Annotated in this window: 20 protein-coding genes; 13 read left to right on the top strand and 7 right to left on the bottom strand. The window is 40.4% G+C overall.

What is annotated here, in order from left to right; all coding sequences use genetic code 11:
* Nucleotides 1-183: 183 nt before the first annotated feature.
* Complete coding sequence (locus tag J7K40_06330) at nucleotides 184-363, top strand: hypothetical protein (protein MCD6162011.1); 180 nt, start codon at nucleotides 184-186, stop codon at nucleotides 361-363.
* A 78-nt stretch (nucleotides 364-441) separates the two neighbouring features.
* Here the strand turns inward: J7K40_06330 and spoVG are convergent, their stop codons facing one another.
* A complete protein-coding gene (gene spoVG / locus J7K40_06335; GenBank protein ID MCD6162012.1) occupies nucleotides 442-717 on the bottom strand; it encodes a septation regulator SpoVG in 276 nt (91 codons plus the stop codon).
* Nucleotides 718-1160: 443 nt separating this feature from the next.
* Here spoVG and gmd point away from each other — a divergent pair, with 443 nt between their 5' ends.
* Complete coding sequence (gmd, locus tag J7K40_06340) at nucleotides 1161-2120, top strand: GDP-mannose 4,6-dehydratase (protein MCD6162013.1); 960 nt, start codon at nucleotides 1161-1163, stop codon at nucleotides 2118-2120.
* A 45-nt stretch (nucleotides 2121-2165) separates the two neighbouring features.
* Entirely contained in the window at nucleotides 2166-2654 is a 489-nt protein-coding gene (locus tag J7K40_06345; protein ID MCD6162014.1) for a hypothetical protein, read from the top strand.
* Nucleotides 2655-2844: 190 nt separating this feature from the next.
* Here the strand turns inward: J7K40_06345 and J7K40_06350 are convergent, their stop codons facing one another.
* Nucleotides 2845-3054 carry a zinc ribbon domain-containing protein gene (locus J7K40_06350; GenBank protein ID MCD6162015.1) on the bottom strand — a complete coding sequence of 70 codons (210 nt, stop codon included), beginning with the start codon at nucleotides 3052-3054 and terminating at the stop codon, nucleotides 2845-2847.
* A 360-nt stretch (nucleotides 3055-3414) separates the two neighbouring features.
* Between J7K40_06350 and J7K40_06355 the strand changes: the two genes are divergently transcribed.
* A complete protein-coding gene (locus tag J7K40_06355) occupies nucleotides 3415-3999 on the top strand; it encodes a hypothetical protein (GenBank protein ID MCD6162016.1) in 585 nt (194 codons plus the stop codon).
* A gap of 400 nt (nucleotides 4000-4399) precedes the next feature.
* Nucleotides 4400-7741 carry a T9SS type A sorting domain-containing protein gene (locus J7K40_06360; protein MCD6162017.1) on the top strand — a complete coding sequence of 1114 codons (3342 nt, stop codon included), beginning with the start codon at nucleotides 4400-4402 and terminating at the stop codon, nucleotides 7739-7741.
* Nucleotides 7742-8156: 415 nt separating this feature from the next.
* On the opposite strand, the gene J7K40_06365 is transcribed toward J7K40_06360, so the two are convergent.
* Nucleotides 8157-10292 (bottom strand): S9 family peptidase, encoded by a 2136-nt coding sequence (locus J7K40_06365; GenBank protein MCD6162018.1) that lies wholly within the window; start codon nucleotides 10290-10292, stop codon nucleotides 8157-8159.
* Nucleotides 10293-10725: 433 nt separating this feature from the next.
* Nucleotides 10726-11829: an aminopeptidase gene (locus J7K40_06370; GenBank protein ID MCD6162019.1), complete on the bottom strand. Its 1104-nt coding sequence runs from the start codon at nucleotides 11827-11829 to the stop codon at nucleotides 10726-10728.
* A 176-nt stretch (nucleotides 11830-12005) separates the two neighbouring features.
* Here J7K40_06370 and J7K40_06375 point away from each other — a divergent pair, with 176 nt between their 5' ends.
* From J7K40_06375 to J7K40_06405, 7 genes are all read left to right on the top strand, one after another.
* Nucleotides 12006-14015 (top strand): (Fe-S)-binding protein, encoded by a 2010-nt coding sequence (locus tag J7K40_06375; GenBank protein MCD6162020.1) that lies wholly within the window; start codon nucleotides 12006-12008, stop codon nucleotides 14013-14015.
* A gap of 20 nt (nucleotides 14016-14035) precedes the next feature.
* A complete protein-coding gene (locus J7K40_06380) occupies nucleotides 14036-14392 on the top strand; it encodes a hypothetical protein (protein MCD6162021.1) in 357 nt (118 codons plus the stop codon).
* Nucleotides 14393-14460: 68 nt separating this feature from the next.
* Nucleotides 14461-15033: a DNA-3-methyladenine glycosylase I gene (locus J7K40_06385; protein ID MCD6162022.1), complete on the top strand. Its 573-nt coding sequence runs from the start codon at nucleotides 14461-14463 to the stop codon at nucleotides 15031-15033.
* A 313-nt stretch (nucleotides 15034-15346) separates the two neighbouring features.
* The gene (locus J7K40_06390; GenBank protein ID MCD6162023.1) at nucleotides 15347-15694 is read left to right on the top strand and encodes a hypothetical protein; all 348 of its coding nucleotides are present in this window, start codon (nucleotides 15347-15349) and stop codon (nucleotides 15692-15694) included.
* Between the two features lie 499 nt (nucleotides 15695-16193).
* Nucleotides 16194-16967 (top strand): NAD+ synthase, encoded by a 774-nt coding sequence (locus J7K40_06395; GenBank protein MCD6162024.1) that lies wholly within the window; start codon nucleotides 16194-16196, stop codon nucleotides 16965-16967.
* A gap of 32 nt (nucleotides 16968-16999) precedes the next feature.
* Nucleotides 17000-17704 (top strand): 16S rRNA (cytidine(1402)-2'-O)-methyltransferase, encoded by a 705-nt coding sequence (gene rsmI, locus J7K40_06400; GenBank protein ID MCD6162025.1) that lies wholly within the window; start codon nucleotides 17000-17002, stop codon nucleotides 17702-17704.
* Complete coding sequence (locus J7K40_06405; GenBank protein ID MCD6162026.1) at nucleotides 17697-18587, top strand: hypothetical protein; 891 nt, start codon at nucleotides 17697-17699, stop codon at nucleotides 18585-18587. The genes rsmI and J7K40_06405 overlap by 8 nt, the downstream gene beginning before the upstream one ends.
* Before the next feature lie 81 nt (nucleotides 18588-18668).
* Here J7K40_06405 and J7K40_06410 read toward each other — a convergent pair whose 3' ends face one another.
* The 3 genes from J7K40_06410 to J7K40_06420 form a co-directional block, all read right to left on the bottom strand.
* Nucleotides 18669-19538 carry an OmpA family protein gene (locus J7K40_06410; GenBank protein ID MCD6162027.1) on the bottom strand — a complete coding sequence of 290 codons (870 nt, stop codon included), beginning with the start codon at nucleotides 19536-19538 and terminating at the stop codon, nucleotides 18669-18671.
* A 21-nt stretch (nucleotides 19539-19559) separates the two neighbouring features.
* Nucleotides 19560-20420, bottom strand: coding sequence for a flagellar motor stator protein MotA (gene motA, locus J7K40_06415; GenBank protein ID MCD6162028.1), 861 nt, complete (start codon nucleotides 20418-20420; stop codon nucleotides 19560-19562).
* Between the two features lie 268 nt (nucleotides 20421-20688).
* Nucleotides 20689-21165 carry a small multi-drug export protein gene (locus tag J7K40_06420; protein MCD6162029.1) on the bottom strand — a complete coding sequence of 159 codons (477 nt, stop codon included), beginning with the start codon at nucleotides 21163-21165 and terminating at the stop codon, nucleotides 20689-20691.
* Nucleotides 21166-21705: 540 nt separating this feature from the next.
* On the opposite strand from J7K40_06420, the gene J7K40_06425 reads away from it, so the two are divergent.
* Nucleotides 21706-23394 carry a Na/Pi cotransporter family protein gene (locus tag J7K40_06425; protein MCD6162030.1) on the top strand — a complete coding sequence of 563 codons (1689 nt, stop codon included), beginning with the start codon at nucleotides 21706-21708 and terminating at the stop codon, nucleotides 23392-23394.
* Nucleotides 23395-23400 lie beyond the last annotated feature (6 nt).

Raw genomic sequence — 23400 nt, forward strand, 5'->3', positions numbered from 1 at the left:
TCAATAGATATTTCCGGATTAGATTTCAGAAGTCGACTTTGATTCGATGATTATCTATTTATGTCATTCCCCCGCCGCGGCGGGGGAATCCGGAAAACTGTTAGTTAACTCAAAGGTGGATAACAAAAATACCGTGCCCCGTGTCCGCAGACAGGCGGGCGCCGGCAGGCAGGAGGTATCGGCATGACCAATCTCTGGATTCCCAATCAAGTTGGGAATGACGCGGACGGTGTTGGGAATGACGCGGGCAGTGTGGGAATGACGCGGACGGTGTTTGGAATGACATCATTATATAGCATCCGCCTAAGGCGGACAAAAGGCCGGACAGTAGTGAATTCAACTGCAAAATCAGGTTTAAAATAAGGCAATTTTCTTCAACCTATTCAGATAATTAATTAGAATAGATATTTTACTATATATCAAAAATATTAACCAGTAATTCTAAGTAGAATCGGCATTTTGACTATTTATTTCATCGTGATATACTTTAAGCACTTTTTTCTCTATCATCATTCTTGTATCGGTGTTAATCGGATGGGCAACATCCTGAAATGAACCATCAGCTTTTTTCTTTGACGGCATCGATACAAACAGCCCCTTTTCGCCGCTTATAATTTTTAGTCCTCTGATAACAAAAGAATTATCAAAAGTAATATTGGCAAAACCTTTTAATTTATTTTCATTTCTTAACGTAAGTTTAACTTCTGTGATTTCCACTTTTTCCTCCCCTGAACCGCTCCTTATACCTATATGCCTATTTTAAGAAATTAGTTTATAGATAGTAAAGGAACAGATTTACAGGAAAACATTCGCATTTTTCATCGGAGAACCTCCCGACTGTCTATTCAAAGCTGCTGATATGGGAAATAATCCAAATATTGCTGATCCTGAAACGCTCATCCCAGCGTAAAAACCCTCTTATACCTAAGGATTAGCTTTATTTTAGATAATTCATAAAAGCTTTAAAAAACCACCTCCTTAATATCGTCGATAAAATGAATCACTAAGCGGACAAAGTTAGTGAACATAACTTATTTTTATAAAACCATCGTAACAGCGATTTGTCAAGTAAAATTTTTAAGAAGCTTCTCTGCGAATTCAGATTGACAATGTCCTTTAATAAAATTATTATCTTAACAATAAAAGAAATGAGGTGAATAATGAGAGCTTTAATCACAGGCATTACCGGTCAGGATGGTTCCTATCTGGCAGATTTCTTGCTTGAAAAAGGTTACGAAGTATGGGGGATGGTCAGACGTTCCTCGACTGAGAGTTTTGAACGTATAGAGCATATCAAGGATAAAATCGTTTTAAGGCAGGCTGATTTGTTAGACCAACTGTCTATAATTGAGCTAATCGAGGAGTGCAAACCTGATGAGGTTTACAATCTGGCAGCGCAGTCATTTGTCCCTACAAGCTGGAAACAACCCTTGTTAACAGGCGAGTTTACCGCTCTTGGCGTAACCAGGGTTCTCGAGGCTATAAGGCATATCAACCCAAAGATCAAGTATTACCAAGCTTCATCTTCTGAGATGTTTGGCAAAGTTGCCGAGGTTCCCCAGAATGAAAAGACGCCGTTTTATCCGCGTTCCCCCTATGGAGTAGCCAAAGTGTATGCCCATTTCATAACTGTCAATTACCGGGAAAGCTATAATATTTTTGGAGCATCCGGCATTCTCTTTAATCATGAATCGCCGCGTCGGGGATTGGAATTTGTAACCCGCAAGATTACTAATGGTGCCGCAATGGTCAAGCTGGGGCTAACAGATGCGCTATACTTAGGCAATCTCGATGCCAAACGCGATTGGGGCTATGCGCCGGATTATGTTCGGGGCATGTGGCTTATGCTTCAGCGCGACAAATCCGACAACTATGTATTAGCCACCGGCGAAAATCACTCGGTTGAGGAATTCTGCAAATTATCATTTGGTCATTTGGATCTTGATTACAAAGAGTATGTAAAAACAGATCCGAGATTTGTTCGACCTGCCGAGGTAGATATTTTGCTTGGCGATCCATCTTATGTTAAAAAGATGCTTAGCTGGGAACCGGAAGTGAGCTTTGAACAAATGATTAAGATAATGGTCGATAACGATCTTAAAATTTTATCAAAAAAATGAAAATATGCTTCAGGAAAAATGTGAAATTCTATTGAAAGGTTTGTAATGGATAAAAATGATAAAAAACTTAATGATTTTGCCAAACTCTGGCTCGCTCACGATGGCTTATGGTTTCAGGCGGTTGAAAAAAAATATGGCATTGAAGCGGCAATTGAAATGGACAAGGAAGCCTGGAGCAGATTCTCACCGCTTGAGGCAAAACGGATAATGGCTCGTATAGGCATCAGTCAGGGAGGCGGTATCGAGGCTCTGATTGAGGCTCTTCCGGAAAGACTTTATGCCGAGTTGAACGAACAGGAAGTTGTTGAGCATGACGATAAGCAAGCGGTTTTTATTATGAAAAAATGCCGCGTTCAGGATGCCAGGCATCGAAAAAATATGACGCCTTTCCCCTGCAAGGAAGTTGGCATTATTGAATATACAACTTTTGCTCAAACAATTGACCCTCGTATTAAAACAAAATGTATTCATTGCCCGCCTGATGAATATAATGGTGAATACTGGTGCAAGTGGGAGTTCTTATTGGAAGAATAATAATTGATATACTATCATCAATTATTGCGTCAGTTCACTGTGAAAAAACTGTTTGTTTACTTAATATAAGGCATTCCCTCGGATTACTAAAGCCCCGCTTCCCTTTGGTTGCCAAGCGTTGTTTGATAACCAAAGGGAGCTCAGGTTTCCGCAGCTTTCGGTATATTTTAAAATATTAGCAAACTGATAATCAGTTAGTGAAAAAATCGAAAATATTGCCGAGCATATTGCTGTCGGCTTTATAGATTTCGGTATATTTACACCGACTGCAGGTTACGGTTGTAAACCGCGCTCCCTGAACATCGAAAATTTTAGACCAAAATCCGCCAGCCGCTCTAAATTCGCCAATATCATATTGAATGTTTGAACATTTGGGGCAAGTATACTTCAATTGGTTCATTGTAAAATATCCTTGTTGGGTTTAATGTGATAATTAATCATACCGATTCTCCGTATATATTGTTTTCATAATAAATACACTATTGTATCGATAAAATTCAAGTATTTATCCTATATTTTGCAGTAGAGCTGCAAATAATGTTTTCGGCAAAAAACTTCTCAAGTATATCATTTTCTAACATTGGCGGTACAATAACCGATATAAATATAATGGAAGCAAATAATGTTAATGTTATACTATACAATTTGGTTTAGAGCTTAATACTAATACGATTGTATGGAAAAACGTTATCATAAATTTTTGCAAATGCAGATTTAAAGTCGCCGTACAGCAATGTAACATCAAAGCAAGAAGATAATTATGGACAATGATGCAGACCAAAAGGTTGCCGGTTCGTATTACCAGAAATTTCATTATATCGCCCTGCGCTCATATAAAAAAGCCTTAACTTGCAAAGAGAAAATCGAGGAAATCCAGCGCAAGGAACATTCGCTTACTGATGAGGATTCGTTTGACATTGTAAAACTGAATAATGAAATCGAGATTTGCGGTATTCAAGTTATCATATTCAGTGCTTTGACGCTGGAAACTTTTATTAATTTTTACGCTTTGGTAAACCTGTCGAAGGAATATATGGAAAACTATCTAAGCGGCTTAGATATCACCTCAAAATGGATAATAACGCCTAAATTAGTTACAGGAGAAGGACTTGATTGGGAGTCAGACCATGTAAAAAACCTGAAAGTGCTGATTTCCACGAGGGATCGTTTAGCCCAATATAAAACCAGGCAAGTTTTTTCCAACAGATTTAAGGGGGTTGACCGTTTTTGGCTTGAGGATATGGAGTTCGCTGTCGATACGGTTGTCAATTTAGTGGAAGCGCTGGCAGAGATTGATGAAAAAATTAAGCCTGATTGGGTTAGAAAGCCAAATCCGGGGGGATGAAATTAACCTTCTGTCGGATTCCACGTCCGCAATGAACAATAAGACTATTTAACATAGCCTTTTTCAAGCAGTTAAATTCTCTATTAATTAACAGTATATATAGAAAATAACATTGACTTTTACTAACATTATTATATATTAAATTCAAGACATAGTCTTGGATGTTAATATTATAAATTATGAAATGGTCTAAGCAGCCAAAGACAATCTAAGCAAAAAGCTATGATTATAGCATTAGAATAGAAGTAAAAGCTAAAAAAACGCAAGCATGCTTATTTTTGTTACAGCATGGTATAATTGTAATTAAATAACTGTTAAAAGGAGGTATTTTTAAAAAAATCAGATTTATTGCTAAGTCAATACGAGTTTTAGTGTTAATGTATTATTTTAGGAGTTTTTAATGAAATTTAAAACAGAAATTTTTGTAATCGCTGCAGTTTTAGCGATTTTTGTTCTTTTTAATATCGCTGGCGCCAGCGATATTACAGATAATCCTAACCCTAAGTTATTGAACCATAATGCAGAAAAGCATTATCCGCCAATAACTTTTGATGCTGGCGGTCCTGATGGCGGCGGATATTATTACATCGATAGCGATGATGCCGCTCAAAATGCGCCTCATTATGAATGGGTCGATATTTCCGGTGTTGGCACACCACTTTTTTTGGGCGATGATGAGAATCAGGGACCATTTGAACTTGGTTTTGAGTTCGAGTTCTATGGTCAGGTTTTCACATCTCTGTATGTTTGTTCTAATGGTTTTGCTTCATTTACAAGCACATCAACGGATTATTCTAATGACCCGATACCTTCCGGCACCGAACCCAACAATACCTTAGCCTTTTGGTGGGATGATTTTAATCCTTCCGTAAGCGGAAGCATATATTTTTACGCTGATGCCGATAACCGGCGCTTTATCCTTTCTTATGAGAATGTACCTTATTATAGTTATATGGATAGCACTGGAAGTACTACATGTCAGGTGATTATTAATCAGGATGGTACTATATTTTATCAGTATGCTGCAATGGATGGCGGGGATCATGGTTTAAACAGTTCAACTGTTGGCATTGAGAATGGTGATGGAACTATTGGTACTCAATACCTTTACAATCAGGAAGGTATTCATGACGAAATGGCTATATGTTTCGGTTTTGACCCGCCAATTTATGGTACGCATAATGTTGGCCCGACTGCTTTTCTTTCACCCGGCGGTGTAGGACAAGTTGACGATCCCATAACTCCCGAAGTTACTTTCACCAATGTTGGAGCGGAAACAGAAACCTTCAGCGTTCGCATGATTATTGAACGCAACGGCACTGAGCTTTATAACCAGACAGAAACTATAACAGCTTTGCCGTCAGGCGGAAGTGAATCAGTCGAATTCATAGACTTTACACCAGATTCTGAAAATTTATACATTTTAACTGCCATATCCGAATTAGAAGGTGATGAAGACAATTCTAACGATACCTTGGCTTTCGAGTACAGAGCTTTTAATCAAATTGTCTATTATGATTTTGAATCAAATGGTATATTTGAAACATCCGGTCTATGGGAGTGGGGCGCGCCCACATCGGGACCCGGCAACGCACATTCGGGAGTAAATGTCTGGGCTACAGCTTTAGCTGGCGAATATCCAAATGATTCTTGGAATTTCTTAACTACTTTACCTTTCGGCTTATCTGCCGGCGCGGTGATGAGTTTCTGGCAATGGTATAATACAGAAGCGAGTTGGGATGGCGGCAATGTCAAGATTTCTACTGATGGCGGCAGCAGTTTTGAAGTTATAACACCCAACGAGGGTTACACTGGTGAAGCCAATACTTCAAATCCGCTATCTGGCGAACCGATATTTACCGGTCATAATGTTGGCGAGATGTGGCATTCTGTAACTTTCGACCTGGCAGCCTATGTCGGTCAATCTGTAATCTTCCGTTTTGACTTCGGCAGTGACGGTTCCGTTACGTATCCCGGCTGGTATATTGATGATTTCACAATTATGGGCGCCGGCGGCGTTGAGCCCGGCTGGGTAACTGGTATTGTTACCGAAAATCAAAGCGGCGATCCGATTGATGGAGCAACAGTTTCAACCGGCGGCATTTCAGATGTTACCGGCAATGACGGCGTATACACTCTGGAACTTTTCCCGGGAGACTATGATATAACTGCTTCTGCAGATTATCATAACCCGCTTACTATGCAGGGTGTTACTATTATTGAGGGCGATACCGTAACTCAAGATTTTGCTCTTACAACTCCAATGATGGATGTCGATGAAGCTCCGATAAACGTTAATTTACATATTGGCGATGTTGAAAATTATATTAGAACTATCAGCAACACCGGTGATGGCGTACTCGATTTCAATATCAGTGTTGCCTATAATGATATTGTAGTTAATACTATCGAACCTTCATTTGCCGATGAACCCGTAATCGGCATGGCTGATGCTTCTGTTATTGAAGCTAAAAACGCTATCCCTGTAAATGCAAAGGCTATTGCTTGTAATCACAATTCAAGCGGTGAACCACCGGTTGCCCTTGATTTCGGGGATGAAATCGCCTATTTCGATTTACAGGGCCAATGCGGTGATAATCAGCTTCTTGCGGCAGCTTTTGCCTTAGATCATTTCTTTGTTTGTGGCGGTAATACCGGAGCTGATCCTAATAACCTCTACAAATTTGACAGAGATGGCTATCTGGTCGAGACTTACAACCAAGGTACAAGTGGTTGGGGCTGGCTTGATTTATGCTACGATGGTACTTATCTATATGGAACTGATTTCGATACTGATGTAATCAGTCAGGTCGATCCGGCTACCGGGCAGGTTGTTGGTACTGTACCTAACCCGACAGCCGCCGGTCTTGGGATTGCCTATGATCCGGCAACCGACCATTTCTGGGGTGTTAACTGGTTCGGAACCGATTTAGTCGAGTTCGATCGCAGTGGTACTATTATCAATCAATATCCTCAGGCGCCATTAGCTTCCATTTTTGGTATTGCCTGGGATAATGCCTCTGCTGACGGTCCATGGCTCTGGTGTTTCTCGCAAGAAACAAACAATTTACTAACAGTAGCTCAGTTTGACCCGATCAACGGCTACATGACCGGTGTTCAGTTCACGGCTATCGATCATGACGGCGGCGACATGGCTGGCGGTCTTGATTTCACTACTGAATACGATCCAGCTTTGGGCGTTCTTCTTTGTTTAGGTCAGGCAGGTGTCAGTGACTGGTTAGGTGTGTATGAGATTACTGAAACGGTTAACTGGTTAGCAATCGACCCAACATCCGGTTCAATTGATCCTGGTGAAAGCGATGATATTGATATTACAATAGATCTGACAGAGATTGAGGATACAACTACTTATCTTGGCGCAACGTTGACTGTTAGCTCCAATTCGCCTGTTACCGGTACTATTGATATCACTGTTGATGTAATAGGCGGCATTGAGGGCGAAGAAGGCTTACTGCCATCCACTTTCGCCTTAGAGCAGAATTATCCTAATCCGTTTAATGCCATAACTGCAATTAACTTTGCTGTTCCAACAGATAGTGATGTTGAGCTTACGGTTTACAATATGCTTGGTCAGAATGTTAAAACTCTAATATCGGGCAAAATGAATGCCGGATATCACAGAGTCTTATGGGATGCTTCAAGTGTCGCTTCAGGTGTTTATTTCTATAAACTTACTGCTGGTGATAAAACTGAAGTTCGCGAAATGTCTTTACTTAAGTAAGGATTTGACTTAATTTACTAAGGTTCTAAGCACTTAATAGTCGGGGTTTTCCAGCCCCGACTATTTTTTATAATATTGAGGCAAACCCGGATTTTGCAGTAGAACTTACAAATAAATTATTCGGAATTCCTCTGGTTATCAAGCGGTGTCCCAAGACACGCCCATGCTTGGCAGCAAGAACGAAATTATGTTAAACATTTGGCATTAAACACACCCCTGGCCTCCCTAAAGAGGGAAATAATAAAATGTTGGCGCACGATGACGTACACCAACCACCCTAAATAGGGCGTCCGCTTAGAAACAGATACGCTCTCTTGTTGCCAAGCAGCTTTTGGTAACAAAAGATGGTTTGTTGCTTTGTCAACAATCTGGATATCCGCAAAGATATATTGCCTTATAACAGCTCTGCCGCTCTTTACTCTCCCGACATTTTCATACCGAGCTGCCAGAACAGGAATGCATAATCATCAGCAACCTCCTGAAGGCGCATATTTGTCGGCATTCCCTGACCGTGGCCGGTTTTACGCTCTACATAAATCAGAATTGGCGCATCGGATGAAGTTGCAGTTTGTAAAGCCGCTGTCATTTTGCGGGCATGAAGCGGATGTACGCGGCTGTCAGATTCGCCGGCTCTGAAAAGCATCGCCGGATAAGCCGCATCCTGTTTAATATTGTGGTATGGGGAATAGGCATAGATATATTTAAATTGATCGGCATCATCCGAACTGCCGTATTCGGAAACCCAATAGCGAGCCATCAAGAATTTATGATAGCGGAGCATATCCAAAAGCGGGGAGTTGCATAAAACAGCCTTAAACAAATCGGGTCTCTGAACAGCCACTGCGCCAACCAGCAATCCGCCATTGGAACCGCCGGAGATTGCCAGCTTTTCGGGGCTTGTGTAGCTATTATCGATTAGCCATTTTGCCGCAGCAATGAAATCATCAAAGGTGTTCTGCTTATTTTCAAGCATACCATCTTTATGCCACTGTTCGCCATACTCGGCGCCGCCGCGAAGATTGGGCAAACAGAAAACGCCGCCGTTTTCCATCCAGATAAACCGGCTGGAGGAAAAGTAGGGCGTCATATTAGCTGTAAATCCGCCGTAGCCGTATAAATAGGCCGGATTAGTCCCATCAAGCGCAAGCCCGGCTTTATGAACTATAAACATCGAAACACGAGTGCCATCCTTGGAATTGTACCATACCTGTTTGGTTTCATAACCATCAGCATTAACTTTTACCGGATAGCGATAAAACTCCGTAAGCTTATTTGTCTCAAAATCGTATCGATAGTGTGTTGTCGGGTATATGAAAGATGAAAAACTTAAATACATCTCATCATCATCCCACCTGCCGGAAAAACCATAAACAGTTCCCAACGCAGGCAATTCGATTTCGTTTAAGGGAACCCCCAAAAGGTTATATGTTTTTACCTGCGTGTAAGCATTGTGCAGGTATTTAACAATCAGAGTATTATTGATTATATCATAACTTTCTAAGAGGTCTTCGGTTTCAGGCACAATTTCTTTCCAGTATTTGTGGGCTGGTTTTCTTAAATCAACCGCGATTATTTTATAATTAGGGGCATCCTCGTTTGTGCGGATATATAACATATTGCCAATAGCTATACCCTCATAATAATCATGAAATCCGGAAACCACTTCAACCGGTTTACCATCAGTTTTAAGGTCGATAAAACGAACTTCATTGGTGCGGGATGAACCGAAAAAGTCATATAAAATCAGGTATCTGTCATCGGTTGAAAGCTGACAGCCATAGCCTAATTCTTTTATATCCGCTCTTGAGTAGTATAATTTATCATTAGCCCAATCATCGCCAAGCTTGTGGAAATATGTTTTATCAAAGTAATTTTCATCTCCATCGGGCACGGTTCCCGGCGCTGGAAATCTGGTATAGAAAAACCCCGAATTATCTTTCAGCCAGTTTACATTAGGATAACGGGTATGAGGAATAGTATCAGCAATATCTTTTCCTGTTAGCACATTTTTAATATGTAAAATGCCTCTCTCGGCGCCGCTTTCTGATTTACCATAGGCAACAAAACTGCCGTCATCGGATGGAGTCCACCAGTCCATGGCGCTTGTGCCGTCCTCGCTCCAGGCATTTGGGTCTATAACAGCCGTTTCAACGCCATCAAGATTACGCTTTGAGTATAAAACGTAATGGTTCTGAAGCCCTTCGTTTTTTAAGATAAAATAGCGTTCCTTACATTTTTTTGGAAGGGTTTGAGTTGGGTAATTCCATGTTTCCTCAAGCCTGCTTAATATTTTTTCGCGGTCGGGTATTTTATCGAGATATGAACGAGTTAGCAGGTTTTGCGCATCAGTCCAGGTTTGAACATCCGGGTCATCGGTATCCTCCAGCCAGCGATAAGGGTCGGGCACAACTACGCCGTGAAGCGTATCAGCCACATCGACTGTTTTAGAAACAGGATAATCCGGCCTGCCGGATGGCGGACCCTCTGAACATGAAATTAATGTTGATATAGCAATAACTAACGGCATAATAAAATACACATTCCTGTTCATTTTTCATTCCTTTGTTTTTGTTTAATCATGGCGGCGCTCGCAAGTTAAAATTTATAGAATACGATTAATAATAATATAAAAACATTTTGAATGAAATAGAAATTTTATTGGAGTTTTCCCCGAAAAACCGACGCATCAATGGTATCCTGCCCTCCGGATTGTTAATATAAGATTTAGGGTGATTGGTGTACGTCCTCGCGCGCGCCAACATTTTATTGTTTCCCCCGTGAACAGGGTTAGGGTTTAAACAAGAACTACGCTGCGAGTTCATAAACTATTATTTCCCTCTTGAGAGAGGATAGGGGTGTGTTCTTAACTTTAAATGTTCAACATAATTTCAACTCTGGCTGCCAAGCGCTGTTTGACAGCCAGAGTTTGCTTGTCGGCAATCTGAGGAATACATACCGTAAGTATTCTTTGGCATTAGAAAACGTTATTTTAAAAACTTGCCGTTTTTGAAAAAGAGCTGGCCATCGGCATACATAGCACCCTTTTTCCGCAAATCACAAATCATATCCCAATGTAGAGCTGATTTATTCTTGCCGCCGGATTCGGGATATGAATCGCCCATCGCCATATGGAAAGTGCCGCCGATTTTTTCATCATAGAGAATATTACGGGTAAATTTCTTGATACCGAAATTTGTGCCTATTGCCACTTCGCCAAGGTATCTCGAACCTTTATCCATATCGAGCATGGCATTCATGAAATCTTCCCCATGGGCGGCAGTCGCTTTGACAACCTTGCCGTTTTTCATTTCAATCCTGACATCATTAACCTCCCTGCCGGAATAAACAGCGGGGAAAGTAAATCGAATATGACCGTTAGCCGAGTTTTCAATAGGGGCGGTAAACACCTCGCCATCAGGGAAATTATTATTACCGTCGCAGTTTATCCATTTCCGTCCGCCAACGTTGAAAGTGAGATCCGTATCAGGCGCAACAAGACGAATCACTTTTTTCTTTTTGAGATAATTAATAAGACGACCGTTATATTTTGACATCTTTTTCCACTCTGCAATCGGGTCTTTCGTATCAAGCATACAAGCGCCATATACAAAATCCTCATAATCCGAAAGCGACATACCGGCATCCTGAGCGGCCGCATTTGTCGGCATCAGGGTGCCAACCCATGACAGCTCACCTTTAGCCGCCCTGATAGAGAATCGCCGCATGATTTTAGTTTGTGATTTATGAGCCAATACCTGCTTTTGAGGATTTACGCCAGATAAAAATTTAGTGTTGCTGGGCGAGCGTATTCCTATAAGTGTGTCGAGTTTTTCTATTTCGTATTTGGCTATAGGCGAAACGAAAGTCAGCTGGTCTTTTTTTGCATTTTTTAAAAATATCTCATCGATATCCTCTACGGTGATTTTCATATAAGGGTTAGCGCCAATTGCTAAACATTCGGCAACAAGCTCTTTTAGAAGCGGGATAGCCTCAACACCGCCAATTAATTTAACCAACTGATTTTTCTTTACATTGCAGCTATAATGCAAAAGCACATAAGCAAATTTCGCTAATCTTGAATCCGGCATTACCATCTCCTTTTTTTTTGTATTTATTTTAACATGCATAATAACAAATCGCAATTTAATTGTCAAATATTCATACCCGTGTTCCCCTTTTTACTTGACCAGATAATGCTTAGGTTATTATGATGTTTATAACATGAGTTATATTACAAACCTAAAGATAATCGAGGTTAAAAGACATGCACGAATTAATTGAAATAACACCATTTGGAATTGAAAGAGTTGCTTTCTATGCCGCATTCTTGGTCGGAATTGCCGTATTTGTTTTTATTATCAGAAAATATATCAGACTATTATTGCAGTTTAACAAAATTGACTACAAAGTTGATATAGGCAAAGGCATTAAAAGGGTATTAAAATTCGTTTTGGGACAGCGAAGGCTTCTTGATGATCCATTTTCCGGAACCGCTCATTTTCTTATATTCTGGGGTTTTTTGATTATCGCTTTTGGCACGATAAATTTCTTTGGCAAAGGCTTTAGTTCTCATTTTTATATACCTTTATTATCCGGCATGCTGAAAACGCCGTTTGCATTTCTGCTTGACCTGTTCAGCTTTTTAGTTGTCGTTGGTGTTCTTGGGGCTGTTGTTAAAAGATACTTAATCCGTCCCGAACGGCTTTCTCAAAGTCCCGGCGCGCTTATAATCCTGGTTCTTATATTTGGCTTGATGGCATTCGACCTTCTCTCTGATGGTTTTAATATTGCCGCACAGCAACATATAGTAAAGGGCGCTTTTATCGGCAACTATCTCGGTTCGATATTCTGGAATATGCCGAAAGATACAGCGGTTTTATGGTCTCATGTATTCTGGTGGGCGCATTTCGTGTTTTTCATGTCAATGCTCAATTATGTTCCGACCGGCAAGCACATGCATGTTTTTAGCTCGATATTTAATGTCTTTCTAACAAATGATAAAGCCGGTACTGCTTTGTCCTCGCCCAATCTTGAGGATGAGGAGTTGGAGACATTTGGCATCACTAAGGTTGAGGAACACTCATGGAAAGATTTGCTTGATGCCTACTCATGCACAGAGTGCGGTCGATGTCAGGATGTTTGTCCTGCGTATAAAACCGGCAAGCCGCTATCCCCAAAACAAGTAACTATGCAGCTGCGGGCGCATGCGGAAAAGAAAGCGCCGTTTCTGTATGATGGCAAAAGCGATGATTTTAAGGAAGATATCATCAGGGATGTTATGACTGAAGATGTTATTTGGTCGTGCACTACCTGTTATGCCTGCCAGAGAGCCTGCCCGCTTTTCATCAAGCAATTTACCAAACTGATTGATTACCGCCGCGCTTTGGTTTTAAACGAGGGAGCGATATCAAAACAGGGTGCGCTGGCATTGAAAAACCTCGAAAAATCAGGCGACCCATGGGGTCTTGGGCAATCGGCTCGCGCCGAATGGTATAAGGACCTCGATGTTAAACATATTTCGGATAAGCCCGATGCTGAGTGGTTGTTCTGGGTTGGCTGCGCAGGCGCGCTGGATGACCGCAATATCAAAGTGAGCCGCGATACTGTCAAGCTTATGAATGCCGCAGGAGTCGATTTCGCTATTCTCGGAACCGATGAAACCTGCACCGGCGATGCCGCCCGTCGTCTCGGCGATGAGTACACTTTCCAAACAATGGCGCAGGCAAATATCGAGATATTAAATGAAGCCGGAGTAAAAAAGATTTTCACTAACTGCCCGCATTGTTTCAATACGCTTAAGAATGAATATCCCGATTTTAACGGCAACTATGAAGTTGTCCACACACATCAATTGTTGGAGAAGCTTATTAAATCCGGCAAACTTAAAATAGATACTGGAAAAATTAAACGGGAAAAACTTCCAAATGGCGGCTCTATTACAATCCATGATTCCTGCTATCTTGGCCGTCACAATAATATATATCAGCCGGCGCGCACATTAGTTGACCTTGTGGGCGGTCGAGTTGAGATGAAGCGTTCCCGCGATAATTCATTCTGCTGCGGCGCAGGCGGCGGCGGCATGTGGCTTGAGGAAAACATCGGCACACGCATCAATGTCGAACGTACCGAGCAATGTCTGGAGACCGGCGCCAAAACCATAGGCGTGGCTTGCCCGTTCTGCATGACAATGCTTGAGGATGGCTTGAAAACAAAAGATGAAATCGAAACGCATTCGGTATTGGAGATTACCGAGATATTAGCCGCGGGAGTGTAAAGAATACAAAGAATTTAATTATGAGAAAGATTACAGGAGTTATAAATTTAACCGGGGCGATTGTAATGATTATCACTGCAATAATCTGGGTTATTGTTATTCTAAAACCACTGCCATACTCAAACGGTTATTCAATAGACTGGATACTTAGACCATATCAGCTTTATCTCGATTTCGGATTGGTAATAATTATAGCTTTATCTATCATTTACTTTACAATATCAACTTACTTGAAATTTGACAGAATTAGTGAGAATGATGAGTTGAGTCTTAAAAAAGAAAACAGAATTTTAAAAATGAAGATTGACCAGGCAAGGCTAAAAAAGGAACTCGGAAAGCAAATTGAATCTGATTATGATGAAACACGGCAACTTTAATCCGATGCAGATTCAGCTGTTAAATATTTCAGAAAATATTTGACAATAGGAAAATAGTGAGTTGATAAATGAAAAATCTTTGCGAGTGGTGCCTTGGCAATGAGCTTATGAAAGAGTACCATAACACCGAATGGGGTACGCCGGTTCATGATGATAGTAAGCTATTCGAGTTTCTTGTTTTAGATGCATTTCAGGCTGGTTTGAGTTGGCTGACAATTCTTAAGAAAAGAGAAAATTTCAGAAAAGCTTTTGATAACTTTGATTATAATAAAATAGCTAAATATGATGAGAAGAAATACGATAAACTTATGAATGATGCCGGTATTATTCGCAACAAACTTAAAATCAAAGCTGCTATTACTAATGCTATGATGTTTATCGATATCCAAAAAGAGTTCGGCAGTTTTGATAAATATATCTGGCAGTTTGTTGATAGTAAAACCATTCATAATAGATGGAAGACCATGAAGGAAATACCGGCGAAAACGGCCGTATCCGATTTGATGAGTGGGGATTTAAAAAAACGGGGCTTTAAATTTGTCGGTTCGACTATATGTTACGCTTTCATGCAGGCAGCCGGACTGGTTAATGACCATGTGGTGGGTTGTTATCGTTATAAAGAAGTCAAGAAGCTTAAGTAGAAATATATTATCCCGGATTTTGCAGTTCATCTGTTTGGCGTTCAGCCTTAGGTGAACCCGTCTGCTATTAACGCTTGCGCACACGACGTTTCCCGACAGCTTGGGGCAAGGGCATATACCAGCCACATAAATTTACTGTGTAAAGTATATTTTATATATACCGAATAAATTCTTAACATATAAATTATAGATAATTTAAGATGTCATAATATCTTAAGAAAATTTATCTTGACATCATTAATATTTGATGATAAGCTTTTTCTATAAAGGCAGTTGGCATGTTACTTATAACTATTTTTAGGAGGGATTGAAAATGTACGAAGAACCGGGAGCAGGATTTTATTTACTGTGGTTTTTTATTGCCGCGGCAAGCTATGCTTATCTTGCGGTGTGTCTTCAATTTATAGCCCGCAAAACAGATACGAAAGACGGCTGGATGGCTTGGATTCCGATTTTAAATTGCTATCTTCTATGTGTAATCGCCGGCAAACCGGGATGGTGGTTGATTTTACTGTTTATTCCAATAATTAATATCATCATCTCAATAATAATCTGGATGGCGATTGCCGAAAGACGCGGCAAACCTAACTGGATTGGCATATTGATGATTATACCTTTTGTTAATATTATTATTCCGGGCGTTCTCGCCTTTTCCGAATAAAAAACAATAAAAGGTTTAAAGCAAATACGCTGTCTTTGATGATGCTAATAAGCTTTTAGCTAATATTCTATAGGTCAAAACTCATGTGGTCTTGACGAACGCTGTCGGAATATCTATAACCTCAAGGGTTTTGACCTGCTATTCTGTTATACGCTTAACAAAGACATAATAAGATGTTGGCGCACGGGGACGTACACCAACAACAAAATGCTCCCGTGCTGTCTAAGCATATTTTATGACTTCTCATAACATCTGGATGTCTAAGTAGTGGTACTGTATATATAATATCTGCGCCGGTTAATCTTCCATTAAAATTTGCATCACCGGGCTTATATCTGCAGCTTACATTTACACAGTCCCTTCCCTTGCCTATTATTGACCAAAATTTCCCTTGCAAAATGACTATGCCTCAATTAATTATTAAACCTATGACATTGAATAAATTCAACAACAGTCGATAAACATCACTAAGGCGCAAATTATGGGAGTTGAAATTCCAATGGAGTTAAATATCGATTCTGAAAAAGCTAAGAAACATCTTATCGAATTTATAAATGCTGAACTCGATAAGGCCGGATTTTCAAAGCTTGTTCTGGGAATATCAGGAGGAATAGATTCTGCGGTTGTCGCTTATCTATCGGTTGAATCGATTGGTGCCGATAATGTTACCGGCGTTATCCTGCCCTATGCGGCATCCGATCCGGATAATATTAAAGATGCCGAGGCTATCATCAAGACACTTGGTATAAACCGCCGTTATGTGGATATTACTCCAATGGTTGACGCTTATTTCGATAAGTTTCCTACTGATGATAATAACCGCCGCGGCAACAAGATGGCCAGAGAACGAATGAGCGTGCTGTTCGATATTTCAGCCGAACTTGAGGCGCTGGTGATAGGCACCTCGAATAAATCTGAAATCATGGTCGGCTATGGCACCCTATATGGTGATCTTGCCTGCGCTTTTAATCCGCTTGGCAATTTTTATAAGACCCAGATTCGTCAGCTTGCCGGCTGTCTTGGCATAGCTGAAAATATTATCAATAAACCGCCATCAGCGGATCTCTGGCAGGGACAGACCGATGAGGGCGAACTCGGCATCACCTATGAAAAACTCGATAGATTTCTGTATTATTATATTGATAAAAACTACAGCGAGCAGCAGCTTCTACAGCAAGATTTCACTGCTAATGTGATTAATCTGATTAAAACAAAGATTACCCGGAATGAATTTAAAAGACGGCTCCCGAAAATTGCGCCCTTTACCGGCTGATTTATCGGATAATTTAGGCATTATCTATTAATATGACTCGAACAACTGAAAATGCTGGCAAACTTTATGTAGTCTCCACTCCCATAGGCAGTTTAGATGATATGACTTTCAGAGCGGTTAATGTACTGAAATCCGCAGATATTATTGCCTCGGAGGATACCCGTCATACATCGATTCTGCTTAAACACTACGATATAAAAACAAAGCAGATGTCATATCACGATTACAACAAAGAGAAGCAGACGCCTCGAATTCTGTCTTTATTGCTTGAGGGGCAAAATGCGGCTGTTGTTTCGGATGCCGGCACACCGGGGATTTCAGATCCCGGATTTTATCTAATACGCGAGTGTATTAGAAATGATATAGGTATTATTCCAATCCCGGGAGCATCCTCTGTGATGGCGGCTATTGTTATTTCAGGTTTACCAACTGACAGGTTTTGCTTTGAGGGGTTTCTTCCAAAAACGAAGGGCAAATTAACAAACAGGTTGGATGAACTGAAAAATGACAAACGCACCCTTATATTTTTTGAATCTCCCTATAGAATAACCAAGACATTGACAGTAATGATAGAGGTGTTTGGAGACCGCAATGCTTTTGTGGGACGAGAACTAACTAAAAAATTTGAGCAGGCTTACCGTCATAATTTATCGGAGCTTTTAGATATATTCGAACAAAAAACTCCCAAAGGCGAATTTGTTTTAGTGGTTGCCGGCAACAGGGATAATATTGGCTGATAAACTAAAAAATCGAATCATCATCAATGATATAATAATCTTGATTTATAGCGCTGTCCAACTGCTTTTGGTTATTATCTTTGGTAATCTTCTAAAAAGCTATCTGCTTGTATTTTATGCGGGAACAGCTTTTATGACTTGTATCATGATTATATTTCCTCGCCCCGAAAAACCTTCATTGGTTCATTTCATTAAAACCGTATATCCATTGCCATTAATATATTTATATTATCGCATTGTTGGTTTTCAAACACAGATATCAAATTTTAATTATCATGATGTTTTCATATTGGGTATAGAGAAAAAACTATTGGGCGTCTATCCTGCATTCGCATTGCAGAGAATAATGGAGGTCTGGCTAAATGAGTTAAGCTACTTTTTGTATTGTCTGGGAATTATTCTTCCTATTTGGGCAATTATAAAATTATATAATGAAAACAATCTTAAATATTTCGAGAATTTCATCTTAGCTATTGAAATCGGTTGTTTGTCATGTTTGGCAATAGCCACAGTTTATCCGGTGGCTGGTCCGGCGGAGGCTTTGATTGATTATTTTTATTTAAATATTTACGGTTCGTGGTTTTCGATTGTTATACCATTTTTTATACAGTTTATTTCACCCTCTTTGAGCAGTTTTCCGGCAGTTTATTTTTGTCTGATTGTAATTTCCTCATATTACCTGTGGGATTTTGGTAAGGCCTATATAGCCATATCATTTGCGTTGTTGACAGGTGTTTTCTGGGGAGGCATATATCTTCGCTATCATTATCTTGCTGATGGCATAGTTGGCTTGATTATCGCCTTTATGGCAACATCAATCGCCGGAATAATCTATTATACCAAGCATGGGGAATATAACCCATCAAAAGATATGAGTGAATAATATTTAGGCTTAATGCTATCCCGATTATGGTAAAAATCGATTGGCAAATAGCAGTTGTGATATATACAGGGGGAATTAGTATTAATCTACAACGATATTGCCGTCGATTATCTCGTGTGATTCCATAGATTCAATCTGATGTTCGGAAAGGTCTCGAAGAACCAGTATGGAAACACGTCTGTTGCGGGCATCTAATGGGTTATCGGGGAATTTTAAACGATTGGCGGCATAACCCATAACACCCTCAATCTGTTTGTCTTTTAAGCCATTTGCAGTCATAAACTTGCGTGCAGCGTTAGCCCGGTCTGCCGACAACTCCCAATTTGAATAGATTCGTCCGTAAGCAAACTGACGGGCATCCGTATGTCCCTCAATTATTACTTTATTATTTAATTTCCCAAGCTCTTTGGCAATAGGAATTATAACTTCTTTACCGGTTGCCGAAAGTTCGGATTCTCCCAACCTGAAAAAGAAAGATGAATCATTGGTAGGGCTTAATGATTCGATAAGTTCAATTCTCAAACCCTCTTCTGTCAAATCAATTTCAATATGATCTTGAAATGCCTCGAAGTTTGGCATTCCGGAAAGCGCATCGGTTATTTTTTCGCCGGCTTGACGAAGGACTTCTTTGGCTCGTTCCTCGGTTATAGCTCTTGTATTTAGTTTTGCAGAGTTTGAATTTTTAAGAATCGATTCTCCCCCCTTTAATATTGATTGGCTTCCTTTTCCTTTTAAGCCTTTTCCAAATCCGATGGGGTCGTTAAAATATTGGGCAACATTGTCTTTAATAATTTGGTCTTGGCTAACCAGCCACATGACTAAAAAAAAAGCCATCATTGAAGTTATAAAGTCGGCATAGGCAACTTTCCAGGCGCCGCCGTGATGGCCGCCGTGCCCGCCCTTTTTGTTGATGATTATTATTGGCCGTTCTTTTTCAGACTCTTCAACCATTAGCATATATCCCTAATTATCTTAGCCTTTATCCCGAGTCGCCTTACAGGCTTCTTCAAGCTCGATGAATCCGGGGCGAATATCCGCGCCTATCGAACGTCTGGCGAATTCAACTGCAATAGATGGCGCCATGCCTTTATGGAAGCCGAGAAGGGCTTGCTTAACAAGAGTAAAACTTTGCGACTTTTCGGAATTTAAGATTTCTATATTTGAAGCTAACGGCGCAACAAAACCATAGGAAAGCAGAATACCAAGAAAAGTTCCCACCAGGGCGGCGCCTACTTTATGGCCGATTACTTCAGGCGGACCGCCAATTGCGCCCATAGTAAGTACTATACCCATTACAGCGGCAACAATACCAAAACCAGGGAGCGCATCGCCCATCTTATTAATAGAGGCCGGAGATTTGCCTTCATCCTCATGCATTTTATCGAGATCATTATCAATTAGCGCTTCTAAATCGTGAGCTGGAACACCGCCCGATAGAATAAGTCTCATCGTATCAACAAAAAAGTTTAACAGGTGATGATTGGCTAAAAAATCCGGATAATTGGTTAATATCTTACTTTCCTGGGGGTTTTCTATATGCGTTTCCATCGCTACCAAGCCATCTTTACGCGCTCCCTGAAATACTTCATAAAGCATAACTAAGAGATTAACATAATATTCTTTTGAAGGGGGAGGTTTTAATACTCCTATTATATCGCTCATCATTAGCTTAATAATCTTTATCGGGCTGGCAACGATAAGAGAACCAAGCGCACAGCCGCCGATAATCAAAAACTCGGCCGGCTGGAACAGCACCATAAGTTGGCCGCCCTCCCAAACAAAACCGCCAAGCACTCCGACTAATACAATAATAAAACCAACAATAGCAATCATAATTATACCTTTACATTAAGCAATAGTTGATATAATAATTCCTACAGTTATTAGTCGTCAAATTTTAGTAAAAATAAAGTATATTTTACCTAAGTTGGCTGGTTTTTCAAAGTGAATCTATATTAAACGCTAAAATATTGAGTAAAAACAAAAGTAGCAGTTATTTATTAATGAATCAGATCACAATGAAATGCTAATTAACACATCATTCTCTGATCAAAATATATCTTATGAATTGCAATTTGTTGAAGACGAGTAATATGGCATATCAGCCCACTTTTTTATATAAAAACTCAAACCCCCCGATACCGAAATACAGCACGCTTGAGACCACAATACCCGATATGCAGACACCTGCCAGCACCGCCAGCAGAGATTTTTTCTTATCGAGGCCAAAAAGCCAGGCGGCAACTGTGCCGGTATAGGCGCCGGTTACCGGCAAAGGTATGGCTACGAATATAGTAATTCCCCAGAAACCGTATTTCTCGATAAGATGAGATGTTTTTTTTCGCACTCGTCGGATGAATTTATCGAAAAGTTTTTCATAAAATGACCATTTTATTAAAAGTTTATGCAGGGTTTCGAGGAATATAAACATAATCGGCCCAACCAAGAAATTGGCGGCTACGCAAACAACGTACGCCAACCAGATTGGTTGACCGGACAGGTAAGCATAAGGGATACCGCCCCTGAGTTCTGCAATCGGTAAAAGCGACAGAATTATAGCATAAATGAGTGTCATCATCAGACTAAAATTTTTCCTTTTATAATAACAGCTTAGCGATAATACTATCCGGCTGAACATTTTGCAATATATTTTCGATGATGAAGTTTGATATATAAGCACATTTAAAGCATAACCCGGTTGTTGATAAGCGATTATTTGAGCATTTAACGGAATTGATAGCATAATAGTCGGGGCTGGAAAGACCCGACTATTAAGATGTTAGGTTTTTATCGAATACTTAAAAGCTTCGACTGCCACCAACGCTGGTGCACGAGGACTTACACCAGCCACATAAGCACTGGTGCACGAGGACGTACACCAGCCACATAATGTGTTGTCGGAAGTTGCTTCCGACAGCTCTGGCAGAAGAAGCACAGGTTAGAATTTGTGAATAATACGGATTCGCTAGATTCGTTATTTTGGAAAGATTTCAAAATTAAATTGACATTATATTTACAAAACGCTAACATAGCCTAAATAAAAACTGTTGTGCAGGGTGCCATCGCGAATGCTTATTCCTAAAATACAAGAACAAACAATCAGCGGGAGCAATTATTCTTGATTAAAGAACTGATATTTCTTTTTGTCGGCGGTTTGGGTATGTTCCTTTTTGGTATGCGGCTTATGTCGGATGGTTTAAAGGCGACTACCAGCGATAAAATCAAACGTATTCTCACGCTTCTGACAAAGAACCGTTTCTTAGCGGTTTTGCTTGGCACAGGTTTAACAGCGCTTATTCAGTCCTCCAGCGGGATGACAGTTATTACAATTGGGCTGGTCAATTCCGGTTTGCTAACGCTTAGCCAGGCAATTGGTGTAGTCATGGGCGCTAATATCGGGACCACATTAACTGCTTGGCTGGTATCGTTTATGGGCGTATTTAAGATAACCGATTATGCGCTTATAGCGGTTGGCATAGGCTTTTTTATGACTTTAGCTCCCCGGGGTAGTAGTTTTCGCGGTCGGGGGCAGGTGCTTATTGGTTTAGGATTATTATTCCTTGGGCTTGGTTTTATGAAAGACGCTTTTCATCCATTACGGGAAAGCCCGGCAATTATCAATGCTCTTCAGACTCTAAGCGTGCAACCGATTCTGGCGGTAATAGTTGGCGCAGCTGCCACAATCCTGCTTCAATCGTCCTCAGCAACAATTGCAATAGTACAGCTTCTGGCATTCCAGGGTTTAATTGATATCAATACAGCGATACCTTTGGTTCTGGGGGAAAATATAGGCACTACGATTACTGCTCAGATTGCCGCCTTTAATACAAATATAAACGCTCGACGAACTGCTATGGCACATACGCTTTTCAATTTAATAGGAACAGCTTATATATTACCATTAGTCTCTCTTGGCATATATCTAAAATTTATCAATTTACTAATACCAGGGCAAGTAACAACAACCAATATCATGATTTATATTGCTGTATCTCACAGTGCATTTAATATTATAAATACTATTATAATGCTCCCATTAGTGAAATATTTGGAAAAAGGAGCGATATTACTTACGCCAAAAGGCAGCAATAAGATTAATGGCATGCCGAAATATCTCGACCGGCGGGTTATGAAATCTCCCGCCACTGCTTTAGTTCAGGCAAGAAATGAGGTCCTTCGAATGGCGCAGATGTGCCGAGAGGCGATTGAACTGTCTTATACCTCATTTACAAATAAGGATGCCAAGCTTTTCAAGAAGCTTATTGAACTTGAAGATGCAATCGATAATCTTCAAGGGGAAATCACCCGTTTCTTGGTAGATCTTTCCCAGCAGCATCTTGAACCATTGCAGTCGGAGGAGTTGCCGGTGTGGATGCATTCGGTAAACGACCTCGAACGGATTGGTGACCATACGGAAAATCTGATGGAGTTGACAGAACGATCAATTAAACTGAAAACCTACCTTCCTCCGGAGGCAAAAAAAGAATTGCAAACCATGTTTAAGACCATAATTGAGATGAGCGATAATATTTTGCTGGCGATTGAAAACAATGACAGGGATAGAGCTTACGGGGCGTTGTCATGCGAGAACAGAATTAACCATTTGTTTATTGAGTTTCGTGATTCGCAGATTCGCAGGCTCAATTCGGGCGAATGCAAAGCTATTGATGGAATATTATTTATTGATGTTATCAATAATCTTGAAAAAATAGGCGACCATTATACCAACATTGCGCAGGCTGTATTAAAGGATTTTCAATACAGTTATGACGAGATAAAACTGCCGTCGCCAGCCAAACAACAGTAAGAATTT

This window comes from Candidatus Zixiibacteriota bacterium (assembly GCA_021159005.1).
Classification (GTDB): Bacteria; Zixibacteria; MSB-5A5; order UBA10806; family 4484-95; genus JAGGSN01.

Bases quoted from the DNA above. Each gene is read 5' to 3' on its own strand.
- J7K40_06330 (MCD6162011.1), top strand. From the start codon at position 184: ATGACCAATCTCTGGATTCCCAATCAAGTTGGGAATGACGCGGACGGT.
- gmd (MCD6162013.1), top strand. From the start codon at position 1,161: ATGAGAGCTTTAATCACAGGCATTACCGGTCAGGATGGTTCCTATCTG.
- J7K40_06345 (MCD6162014.1), top strand. From the start codon at position 2,166: ATGGATAAAAATGATAAAAAACTTAATGATTTTGCCAAACTCTGGCTC.
- J7K40_06350 (MCD6162015.1), bottom strand. From the start codon at position 3,054: ATGAACCAATTGAAGTATACTTGCCCCAAATGTTCAAACATTCAATAT.
- J7K40_06355 (MCD6162016.1), top strand. From the start codon at position 3,415: ATGGACAATGATGCAGACCAAAAGGTTGCCGGTTCGTATTACCAGAAA.
- J7K40_06360 (MCD6162017.1), top strand. From the start codon at position 4,400: ATGAAATTTAAAACAGAAATTTTTGTAATCGCTGCAGTTTTAGCGATT.
- J7K40_06365 (MCD6162018.1), bottom strand. From the start codon at position 10,292: ATGAACAGGAATGTGTATTTTATTATGCCGTTAGTTATTGCTATATCA.
- J7K40_06370 (MCD6162019.1), bottom strand. From the start codon at position 11,829: ATGCCGGATTCAAGATTAGCGAAATTTGCTTATGTGCTTTTGCATTAT.
- J7K40_06375 (MCD6162020.1), top strand. From the start codon at position 12,006: ATGCACGAATTAATTGAAATAACACCATTTGGAATTGAAAGAGTTGCT.
- J7K40_06380 (MCD6162021.1), top strand. From the start codon at position 14,036: ATGAGAAAGATTACAGGAGTTATAAATTTAACCGGGGCGATTGTAATG.
- J7K40_06385 (MCD6162022.1), top strand. From the start codon at position 14,461: ATGAAAAATCTTTGCGAGTGGTGCCTTGGCAATGAGCTTATGAAAGAG.
- J7K40_06390 (MCD6162023.1), top strand. From the start codon at position 15,347: ATGTACGAAGAACCGGGAGCAGGATTTTATTTACTGTGGTTTTTTATT.
- J7K40_06395 (MCD6162024.1), top strand. From the start codon at position 16,194: ATGGAGTTAAATATCGATTCTGAAAAAGCTAAGAAACATCTTATCGAA.
- rsmI (MCD6162025.1), top strand. From the start codon at position 17,000: ATGACTCGAACAACTGAAAATGCTGGCAAACTTTATGTAGTCTCCACT.
- J7K40_06410 (MCD6162027.1), bottom strand. From the start codon at position 19,538: ATGGTTGAAGAGTCTGAAAAAGAACGGCCAATAATAATCATCAACAAA.
- motA (MCD6162028.1), bottom strand. From the start codon at position 20,420: ATGATTGCTATTGTTGGTTTTATTATTGTATTAGTCGGAGTGCTTGGC.
- J7K40_06420 (MCD6162029.1), bottom strand. From the start codon at position 21,165: ATGATGACACTCATTTATGCTATAATTCTGTCGCTTTTACCGATTGCA.